This window comes from Nocardia grenadensis NBRC 108939 (assembly GCF_001613445.1).
Lineage (GTDB): Bacteria > Actinomycetota > Actinomycetes > Mycobacteriales > Mycobacteriaceae > Nocardia > Nocardia grenadensis.
The window spans coordinates 69,697-80,640 of sequence record NZ_BDCJ01000023.1; the positions used below are offsets into that span (position 1 = coordinate 69,697).

The window sequence follows — 10,944 nt, forward strand, 5'->3', positions numbered from 1 at the left end:
GGCACCGGTGCGGTCCGCGCCCGCCCGGAGCGAAGGCCGCGTTACGCCTGCCGGTGCGTTGGGTCGCGGACGTGGGGCGAGCAACCGGGCCGAGTCGGGTGGGGGTCAGCTGTCCGGGGGCAGTTCGCGCGGCGGGGCGAATTTCCTTTCACCGCCGGCTGGCAGCGCGGTGGCGGTCGCCGGCTCGAGATGGGTCGTGGCGGAGACGATGGCCTCCGAGCCCAGGGTGATATCGGCGTCCCCGCGGCGGCCGGCCGAACGGTTACCGGCGGTGCGCGAATCGTCGATATCGCTGTCCACGCTCACCTTTCGTGCCCGGCGCAGCGTGAAGGTGATCTCCTCGGCCTCGGTGAGCACCTGGCGGGCGGTGCGCAGCGGCCGGCTCGCGGTATCCACGGCGCTGTCGATGGCCGAACTGACGAAACCTGGGACCAGCGGTCGGATCAAGCGGGCGGCGGTATCGGTGAACGGGACGGTACCGATGAGCGGGAGTTCCAGCCCCGCCGGAGCCCGGACCGCGATCTCTTTGCCCAGCGGGGCCGGCAGCTCCGGTCCATCACTTCCCGGCGGCAACGCGCCGGGCCGGGCCGCTGCCGGGACGGCGGCGGCCGGGTCGCGTTCGGTGACGCCGATCTCGAGTCCACCGAGCGCGGCGATAACCCGGGTGCGCTGGCGTTCCCGGTCGATGGTGGTATCGGCCGCGGCCGCCAGTTCGGCCGCGGTGAGCTGTTGCTCGAGCCGGACCGCGGCGGTATCGGCCCGGACCCGGGCCTCTTTCTCGGCAATGGCCGCGTCGGCGGCGCGTTCGGCGCGGTCGCGTACGGTCTCGGCGGCCCGCCGCCGCTCCTGCGCGGTCTCACCGCGCCACCAGCGCAGGATCAGCGGCAGCAGAGCCAGCAGCGCGAAAAGCAGCCAGGTCAGTGCGCGCAGGCCCAGCGCGCCCAGCTCACCGGTGGTGTACTCGTGTGCCGCCGACCACCGCGCCCCGAACCCGCGGTCACCGTCGGCGGCCGTTACCTGTGCGTCGTGCAGCACCAGGCGGGCATCGGATACGCGCTGGTCCAGCGGGGCCACGCGGTTCTGCGCGGTGCTCAGCGCGGTGCGGGCGTCGTCGAGCATCGCATTGGCGGTCTGCGCCTCAGGTCCCCGCCCGGGTACCCCGGTGATCTTGGTCTGTGGGCACTGCGGGGAGGGATTGAACTCGCACCGGGCGATGATCAGGGCATTGTCGATATCCGCGGTGGCCGCCGCGATGGTCCCGTCCAGCGCGGTGCGGTCGGCGACGGCGCGGTCCAGTTCATCCCGGGCGGTACGGACGGCGGGGGCCGACGCGGCCGCGGTCGCGGCGTGTTCCTCGAGTATCCGGTCCACGGTGCCATCGAACAGTACGGTCAGCGCCATCTCGGCCACCACCACACCGGCCAGCAGCGCGGTCCCGACCCGCGCGGCGACCGCCGGAACATTGACGGTTCCCGCGGGCAGATCTGGGTGGGCGGTGGGCTGGGCCCCGGCCAGCGCCCGGCCGAGCAGGCCCCCGAGGACTCCGGCCACCAGGGCGATGGCGGCGACCGCGGCGGGTGGTTGTCCGGCGGCGCCCACGGCCGAGGCGGTGACCGCGCCGGCGGCGAGGGCGAACAGCGCCACCCCCACTCCGGTGACGGTATAGCCCGTGCGCTCGTATCCGTCGGCGGTTTCGGCGGGCTGCCCGCCGCCGAGCCGGATGAACATGCCGGTGACGCTCATGGGGCCCATATCCTCTGCAGCTGTCATCGATTCGTTGTCTCAGCGTGACAGGACACATGCCTGTCCATCGACCCTTGGCGATCGGGTGTGGGGATCTTCACAAGGGTGTCGCGCAGCATACGGTGACCGCTCCGCGAGTCGCGTCCGGGCCGTCCCCCGGGGCCCGCCGAAACCCGCGCTCGCGCAACGGAAGCGATGCGCGAGCAGCTCGGAAAAGTGTGTCGTAAACCACTTGTGTGTGGGTTTGCTGATCGTGTGCTGTGGGTGCTGATGGGCAAAACAGGCCGAACGGTCGGATCGTGTTCTGTGCTCGTCACGACGCTGTCACGAACATCTCACCGGGGTGCGCAACAGTTAGCCGCAGGCCGATGGGTTTGCCATTCGCTGCTGTCGGGAATTCATCTTCGATGCAGGTGAGCGTGGGTTCGGTGGATGCGGCACGGCATCGGGAAAGGCTCGGATCCGATGGATCGCCGCTGTTCGGAGGGTCGATCCCGGGATCGATTCACCCCCGAAAGCTGCTTTACACTAGAAAACGCGCATATGTGGAGGAACGAATGAAGAAGCCCAGCTAGATCCGATTATTAGGGCAACCTTGGTTGGTTGGGTCCCGGACCTGGCTTATCGTTTGCTCTTACGCCGCACATACCCATGTCCGGCCGAAGGGCGTGCTCGGGCGACCACCGATCAGGCCGGCCTGGCGGGCGAAATCCCGCTCCCGGGTTCCGGACGCGTAAGCGTTTCGTTACCGGCGGGTACCTGCGCACAGCGACAGGTGGAAAAACTTCAGACGTGACTGCACGCCGAACACCATCAGCGCGGCTGGTGTCGGCCAACGTACGAACGCAGTCCAAGCAGGGAGCGTTCGACAGTACCGGCGTTCGACAGGGCGTTCTCGCAAAGGCCGCACCACGTCGAGGTCGACTTTCTCGAAGGCAGAGGCATGACGCAACTACCTGGCCACAGGTCCCCCGGACCCATCGGGCTCTACGACCCGGCGAACGAACACGACGCCTGCGGTGTCGCCTTCGTCGGTGATATGCACGGCCGCCGCAGCCGTGACATCGTCGACAAGGCTATTACGGCCCTGTTGAATCTGGAGCACCGCGGTGCCGCGGGCGCCGAGCCGAACTCCGGTGACGGCGCGGGCATCCTCATCCAGGTACCCGACCGGTTCTTCCGGGCAGTCGTCGACTTCGACCTGCCGTCGGAGGGCTCCTACGCCACCGGCATCGCCTTCCTGCCGCAGGCCCGTCGCGAGGCCGCGCGCGCCTGCTACGGCGTGGAGAAGATCGTCAAGGAAGAGGGCCTGACGGTCCTGGGCTGGCGCGAGGTGCCGATCGACGAATCGTCGCTGGGCGCGCTGTCGCGCGATGCCATGCCGCTGTTCCGGCAGGTGTTCATCGGGTCACCCGCCGATTCGGCCGCGCCGCTGTCCGGGATGGACCTCGAACGGCGCGCCTACGTGGTACGCAAGCGGGTCGAGCACGAACTCGGTCGCGCGGGTGCCGGCGAGGGCTCGGTGGGCAAGGAGTCGGTGTACTTCCCGAGCCTCTCCGGCCAGACCTTCGTCTACAAGGGCATGTTCACCACCCCGCAGCTGCGGGCCTTCTACCTGGACCTGCAGGACGACCGGGTGGAGAGCGCCCTGGGTATCGTGCACTCCCGGTTCTCCACCAACACTTTCCCGTCCTGGCCGCTGGCCCACCCGTTCCGGCGGGTGGCGCACAACGGTGAGATCAACACCGTCGCTGGTAACGAGAACTGGATGCGGGCGCGTGAGGCGCTACTGCGTTCGGACATCTTCGGTAAGGATGCTGCCGGTAAGAACCGGCTGGACAAGATCTTCCCCGTCTGTACCCCGGGGGCCAGCGATACCGCTCGTTTCGACGAGGTCCTGGAGCTGCTGCACCTCGGCGGCCGCAGCCTGCCGCACGCGGTGCTGATGATGATTCCCGAGGCCTGGGAACGCAACGAGAACATGGACCCGGAGCGCCGGGCGTTCTACGAGTACCACTCGATGCTGATGGAGCCGTGGGACGGCCCGGCATCGGTGTGCTTCACCGACGGCACCGTCATCGGCGCCGTGCTGGACCGCAACGGTCTGCGTCCGAGCCGGATCTGGGTCACCGACGACGGTCTGGTGGTCATGGCCTCCGAGGTCGGTGTCCTCGATATCGACCAGTCCAAGGTCGTCCGCAAGATCCGCCTCCAGCCCGGCCGCATGTTCCTGGTCGACACCGCCCAGGGCCGGATCGTCGGCGACGACGAGATCAAGGCGAAGTTGGCCGCCGAACACCCCTACCGGGAATGGCTCGACGAGGGCATCAAGAACCTCTCCGACCTCCCGGACCGGCCGCATGTCCACATGTCGCACGATCGGGTGCTGATCCGCCAGCAGATCTTCGGATACACCAACGAGGAACTCGGGCTGCTGATCTCGCCGATGGCCAGGACCGGCGCCGAGGCGCTGGGTTCGATGGGTACCGATACGCCGATCGCGGTGCTGTCGGCGCGCCCGCGGCTGTTGTTCGACTACTTCTCCCAGCAGTTCGCGCAGGTCACCAACCCGCCGTTGGACGCCATCCGCGAAGAGGTCGTCACCAGCCTGCGCCGCCATATCGGCCCGGAGTCCGATCTGCTGCACCCGAGCCCGGAGTCCTGCCGGCAGATCGTGATCCAGCAGCCGATCATCGACAACGACGAACTGGCGAAGCTGGTCCACATCAACGACGACGGCAGCCAGCCCGGACTGCGCTCGGTGGTCGTACGCGGCCTGTACGAGGTCGCGGCCGGGGGCGTTGGGCTGCGCCGGGCGCTGGACGCGATCAACACCCAGGTCTCGGCCGCCATCGGCGGTGGCGCCCGGATCATCGTGCTGTCCGACCGCGAATCCAACGAGAAGCTCGCGCCGATCCCATCGCTGCTGCTGACCGCGTCGGTACACCACCATCTGGTCCGGGAACGCACCCGCACCATGGTCGGTCTGGTGGTCGAGGCCGGTGACGCCCGCGAGGTGCACCATATGGCGACGCTGGTCGGTTTCGGTGCCGCCGCGATCAACCCCTACATGGCCTTCGAGTCGATCGAGGACATGCTCGAGCGGGGTGCCCTGGAGATCCCCGGCAGTACCGGGGACCTGTCCGCCGACTACCGCAAGGCCGTCGCGAACTACAACAAGGCCGCCAGCAAGGGCGTGCTGAAAGTGATGTCCAAGATGGGCATCTCCACCGTCGCCTCCTACAACGGCGCGCAGTTGTTCCAGGTGATCGGTCTGTCGCAGGAACTGGTGGACGAGTACTTCACCGGTCTGCGCTCGCATCTGGACGGGATCGGCCTGGACGAGATCGCCACCGATGTGGCGACCCGGCACGCGGTTGCCTTCCTGGAGAACCGCAGCGAGCGCGCGCACCGAGAGCTCGAGGTGGGCGGTGAGTACCAGTGGCGGCGCGAGGGTGAATACCACCTCTTCAACCCGGACACCGTCTTCAAACTGCAGCACGCCACCCGCAGTGGTCAGTACTCGATCTTCAAGGAGTACACCAAGCTGGTCGACGACCAGTCCGAGCGGCTGGCCTCGTTGCGCGGCCTGTTCAAGTTCAAGAAGGGCGCGCGCTCCCCGATTCCGATCGAGGAGGTCGAGCCCGCCGGCGAGATCGTGAAGCGTTTCTCCACCGGCGCCATGAGCTACGGCTCCATCTCGGCCGAAGCGCACGAGACCCTGGCCATCGCCATGAACCGCCTCGGTGGCCGCTCCAACTCCGGTGAGGGCGGCGAATCGCCGGCCCGGTTCGAACCGGAGGACAACGGCGACTGGCGGCGCAGCGCGATCAAGCAGGTGGCCTCCGGCCGTTTCGGCGTGACCGCGCACTACCTGACCAACTGCACCGATATCCAGATCAAGATGGCCCAGGGCGCCAAGCCGGGCGAGGGCGGCCAGCTGCCCGCGCACAAGGTGTACCCGTGGGTCGCCGAGGTCCGCCACTCCACCCCGGGTGTCGGCCTGATCTCGCCGCCGCCGCATCACGACATCTACTCCATCGAGGATCTGGCCCAGCTGATCCACGACCTGAAGAACGCGAATCCGCAGGCGCGGATCCACGTGAAGCTGGTCGCCGAGCCCGGTGTCGGCACGGTCGCGGCGGGTGTGTCCAAGGCACACGCCGATGTGGTCCTCATCTCCGGCCACGACGGCGGGACCGGTGCCTCCCCGCTGACCTCGCTCAAGCACGCCGGCGGCCCCTGGGAGCTCGGCCTGGCCGAAACCCAGCAGACCCTGCTGCTCAACGGCCTGCGCGACCGGATCGTGGTGCAGGTCGACGGCCAGATGAAGACCGGCCGCGATGTGATGATCGCTGCCCTGCTGGGCGCCGAGGAGTACGGTTTCGCGACCGCGCCGCTGGTGGTCTCCGGCTGCATCATGATGCGGGTCTGCCATCTGGACACCTGCCCGGTGGGCGTGGCCACCCAGAACCCGGTGCTGCGCGAGCGGTTCACCGGTAAGGCGGAGTTCGTCGTGAACTTCTTCATGTACATCGCCGAGGAAGTCCGGGAACTGCTGGCGGAACTGGGTTTCCGTACGCTCGACGAGGCCATCGGCCGGGTCGATCTGCTCGATACCGCCAAGGCCAAGCGGCACTGGAAGGCGAGCAAACTGGATCTGTCGCCGATCCTCGACGATGTCGAGACGGCGTTCATGTTCCAGGACCGCCGCCGGACCAAGGACCAGGACCACGGCCTGGACAAGGCGCTGGACAACGAGCTGATCGCGCAGAGCCGCGACGCGCTCGAGTTCGGCAAACCGGTCCGGATCGATACCAAGATCACGAACGTGAACCGCACGGTCGGCACCATGCTCGGCCACGAGGTCACCAAGCTCTACGGTGGCGCCGGTCTACCCGACGACACCATCGACATCACTCTCACCGGCTCGGCCGGTAACAGCTTCGGTGCGTTCGTCCCCGCCGGTATCACCCTGCGAGTGCAGGGCGATGCGAACGACTATGTCGGCAAGGGTCTTTCGGGTGGCCACCTGGTCGTCCGCCCGGCGCCCAACGCTCCGGCCGATTTCCGGGCGGAGGAGAACATCATCGCCGGCAATGTGATCCTGTTCGGCGCGACCAGCGGCCAGGCGTTCATCGGCGGTGTGGTCGGCGAACGGTTCGCCGTGCGCAACTCCGGTGCCACCGCGGTGGTCGAGGGTGTCGGTGACCATGCCTGCGAGTACATGACCGGTGGCCGGGTGGTCATCCTCGGCGATACCGGACGCAATTTCGGTGCCGGTATGTCCGGTGGCCTGGCGTTCGTCTACGACCCCGACGGCACTTTCGCCGGCCGGCTCAACCCGGAACAGGCCGAAGCCGTCGAACCGCTGTCCGGTGACGATTTCACCTGGCTGCGCGACATCATCGGTCAGCACCGCGAGCAGACCGGCTCGGCGGTGGCCGAACGGATCCTGGGTGATTGGTCGCAGCAGGTCAACCACTTTGTGAAGGTCATGCCGCGCGAGTACAAGAAGGTGCTGCTCGCCATCTCCGAGGCCGAGAAGAGCGGTAAAGATGTCGATGAGGCGATCATGGAGGCCGCTCGTGGCTAGTAAGAAAATTCCGGCGGCGGCGTCGATGAGCCGCTGTGACTATTCGAGGCCGCTCGTGGCCGGTGAGAAAATTCCGCAGATGGCGTCGATGAGGCGCTGCGACTATTCGGGGGCCGCTCGTGGGTGACACCCAAGGATTTCTGAAGCACACGTCCCGGGAGCTACCCGAACGCCGTCCGGTGCCCTTGCGGCTGATGGACTGGAAAGAGGTCTACCAGGAGGGTTTCCCGCACCAGACCCTGCAGCGACAGGCCAGCCGCTGTATGGATTGCGGTATTCCGTTCTGCCACAACGGTTGTCCGCTGGGGAACCTGATCCCCGAATGGAATGACCTGGTCTACTCCGACCGTTGGCGTGAGGGTATCGACCGGCTGCACGCGACCAACAACTTCCCGGAGTTCACCGGGCGGCTGTGCCCGGCTCCGTGTGAGGCGTCCTGCGTGCTCGGGATCAACCAGGACCCGGTGACCATCAAGCAGGTCGAGGTCGAGATCATCGAGAACGCCTTCGACGAGGGCTGGGTCGCACCGGTCTACCCGACCCGGCTGACCGGTAAGAAGGTCGCCGTCGTGGGGTCCGGCCCCGCGGGGCTGGCCGCCGCGCAGCAGCTCACTCGCGCCGGTCACACCGTGACCGTGTTCGAGCGGGCCGACCGCATCGGCGGTCTGATGCGGTACGGCATCCCGGAATTCAAAATGGAGAAGCGGTTCATCGATCGCCGTCTGGCGCAGATGGAGGCCGAGGGCACCATCTTCAAGGCCGGTGTGAATGTCGGTGTCGATATCACCGCAGACGAGCTGCGCGAGCAGTTCGACGCGGTGGTCCTCGCCGGTGGCGCCACCCAGGCGCGTGACCTGCCCATTCCGGGCCGGGAACTCGACGGGATCCATCAGGCCATGGAATTCCTGCCGTGGGCCAACCGGGTCCAGCACGGTGATCCGGTGACCGACGACAAGGGTCTGCCGCCGATCCACGCGCACGGTAAGAAGGTCGTCATCATCGGCGGCGGTGACACCGGCGCCGACTGCCTGGGCACCTCGCACCGGCAGGGCGCGGCCAGCGTGCACCAGTTCGAGATCATGCCGCGGCCGCCGGAGGAGCGGGCGGGTTCCACCCCGTGGCCGACCTATCCGCTCATGTACCGGGTGTCCTCGGCGCACGAAGAGGGCGGCGAACGGGTGTTCTCGGTGAACACCGAACGTTTCGTCGGCGCGGATGGCAAGGTCACCGGGCTCGACGCGCACGAGGTCAAGATGGTCAACGGCCGGTTCGAGAAGGTCGAGGGCACCGATTTCACCCTCGAGGCGGATCTGGTGCTGCTGGCCATGGGTTTCGTCGGCCCGGACAAGCCGGGTCTGCTCACCGATCTCGGGGTCGGCTACGACCAGCGCGGCAATGTCCAGCGGGACAAGAACTGGGCCACCAATGTTCCCGGTGTCTTCGTGGCCGGCGATATGGGCCGCGGCCAGTCCCTGATCGTCTGGGCGATCGCCGAGGGCCGGGCCGCCGCGTCCGCGGTGGACCGGTATCTGGAAGGCGAGACGGCGTTGCCCGCGCCGATTCCGCCGACCGCCGTCGCCCAGCGCTGATCTCGGCACGGCGCCCCGGAACCGCTGTACCGGAGATGCTGCGACACAATTGAATACGTTACGGCGCGGTGTTCCCGGTTTTCTGCGGGGCACCGCGCCGATGTATTTCGGGCGGTAACCGAATTCGACACGATGCATTTCCGGTGAAGTGTGGGCGATCGCTTGTCTCCGGTGGTCAGCGTGGGGTTGGGCTGGCGATACCAAGATCGTCGCTCTATTGTTATCTGCGGTGTGTCCCGGTACGAGATCGTGATCCGATCGTGTAATTGTGACGCGTGGTTGTTGTTCACCTGTTACACACATCGGTGTCATCGGCCGGGTTCAGCATCTTGGCGATGGCTTAACGGGAGCGTCCCGATCAGGGGCCAGGGTTGACTGGAGCAGAATGCAGTTCAAAAGGGTTGCCGCGGCGCTGAGTGCCGGTGCGGCGGTTGCGTCGGGATTGGTTTTCGGGGGATCGGTGGCATCGGCCGACCCCGGATGCCCGAGTCTGTACGTGGTGGCGATTCCCGGGACCTGGGAAACCGGCCACGACAAGCGCCCCACACCGGGCATGCTCGCCCGGGTGACCAACGGCCTACCGTCCTCGGCGAAGGTCGACTACGTCACCTACGCGGCAACCGCTTTTCCGTGGGAGGGCGATATCTACGCCGACTCCAAAAGGGAGGCCGTGACCAACGCGCGCGGCATGATCACGAATATGGTGCAGCGCTGCGGCGCGACCAAGGTCGCGCTGGTGGGTTACAGCCAGGGCGCCGACGCCGCCGGTGACCTCGCCGCCGAGATCGGTACCGGCCTCGGCCCGATCCGGCCGGAGAGTATCGCGGGAGTCGGGCTGATCTCCGATCCGCGGCGTTCGCCCGGTGATATCCAGGTCGGTCCGCCCGCGCCCGGCGCCGGTGCCGGTGGTCCCCGGGTCGGTGGGTTCGGCTGGGTCAGCGACCGTACCCGCACGGTGTGCATCCCCGACGATCTCTACTGCGCTACCGCGTCGGACGATTTCGTCACCCGGTTCGCCGGTTTCCTCGCGCAGAGCTCCGACGCGAACCCGGCCAATATCTGGCGTTATCAGCTGGAAGTAGGCGCCATCGTGAGCGATCTGCTCGCCAACGGCGGTCTGCCGACGCTGCAGGCCCAGCTGACCCGCGGCGCCAACGAGAAGCGGGTCAAGGATCTCGACACCTTCTACCGGTCCGAGTCGCATGTCGCCTACGGCAGCTACAAGGTCGGTGGCGGCCAGACCGCGCTGTCCTGGATGCACAACTGGATCGCCGGAATGGCCTGATCAGCCGGAGATATTACGGGGAAGCAATTCCCAGACGTGTCCGTTCTCGTTCACGGTCGCCGCGGTGCGGCGACCGGTGCGGGAGAACAGGATCCGAGTGATCGAGCAGTAGTCGATCGGGAAGGTCAGCGGCCGGGCCAGACCTAGAATGTCCTGCAGGGTGACGTTGATGATGCCGCCGTGCGCGAACGCCACCACGGTGTCGGCGGCGGGGGTGGTGGAGGCGATCTCGGTGATCGCGTCGTGCACCCGGTGCCGGAAGGCATCGGCATCGATCTGCGCCGGTAGGTATCCGGCCTTGATCCGGTCGTAGGTGTCCCGGAACTCCACCTTGGCGTCCTCGATCGGGATATAGGACGGCAGGTCGCGATCGTATTCGGCCAGGTCGTCCATGATGTCCACGTCCAGGCCCAGCTTCGCGGCCGTCGGCGCGGCGGTTTCGCGGGCTCGGCGTTGCGGGCTGCTGATCACCCGGACGATGCGGTGGGATTCCAGTGCGGCCGGTACCCGTTCGGCCTGCTCCGCGCCGATGGGCGCCAGGCCCGGGTCGGCTGCCTGCCCGGCATTGTCGACCCGGAGCGGTTGGCCATGGCGAACGAGTATCAATTGCACGCGTCCACTCTGCCGTATCGGCCCGGTGGATCGGTAGCGAGGTGGTGTCCCGCCGGCTGAACGAGAACCGGGGGACCCGGCGGCGCCGAGCCGCACGAGATCGCCTGATCCGGACCACT

General features: G+C 67.3%; 5 protein-coding genes. 3 read left to right on the plus strand and 2 right to left on the minus strand.

The features are described 5' to 3' along the window. Positions 1-105 precede the first annotated feature (105 nt). Positions 106-1,770 carry a DUF4407 domain-containing protein gene (locus tag NGR01S_RS23710; protein WP_084481643.1) on the minus strand — a complete coding sequence of 555 codons (1,665 nt, stop codon included), beginning with the start codon at positions 1,768-1,770 and terminating at the stop codon, positions 106-108. 916 nt (positions 1,771-2,686) lie between these two features. On the opposite strand from NGR01S_RS23710, the gene gltB reads away from it, so the two are divergent. From gltB to NGR01S_RS23725, 3 genes are all read left to right on the plus strand, one after another. After that, on the plus strand, positions 2,687-7,339 hold the full coding sequence (gltB, locus tag NGR01S_RS23715) for a glutamate synthase large subunit (protein WP_063040461.1): 4,653 nt from the start codon (positions 2,687-2,689) through the stop codon (positions 7,337-7,339). Positions 7,340-7,458: 119 nt separating this feature from the next. After that, positions 7,459-8,928, plus strand: coding sequence for a glutamate synthase subunit beta (locus NGR01S_RS23720; RefSeq protein WP_063040463.1), 1,470 nt, complete (start codon positions 7,459-7,461; stop codon positions 8,926-8,928). Positions 8,929-9,313: 385 nt separating this feature from the next. Then, a complete protein-coding gene (locus NGR01S_RS23725) occupies positions 9,314-10,213 on the plus strand; it encodes a cutinase family protein (RefSeq protein ID WP_063040465.1) in 900 nt (299 codons plus the stop codon). Here the strand turns inward: NGR01S_RS23725 and NGR01S_RS23730 are convergent, their stop codons facing one another. Further along, positions 10,214-10,825, minus strand: coding sequence for a histidine phosphatase family protein (locus NGR01S_RS23730; RefSeq protein ID WP_063040467.1), 612 nt, complete (start codon positions 10,823-10,825; stop codon positions 10,214-10,216). Positions 10,826-10,944: the final 119 nt, after the last annotated feature.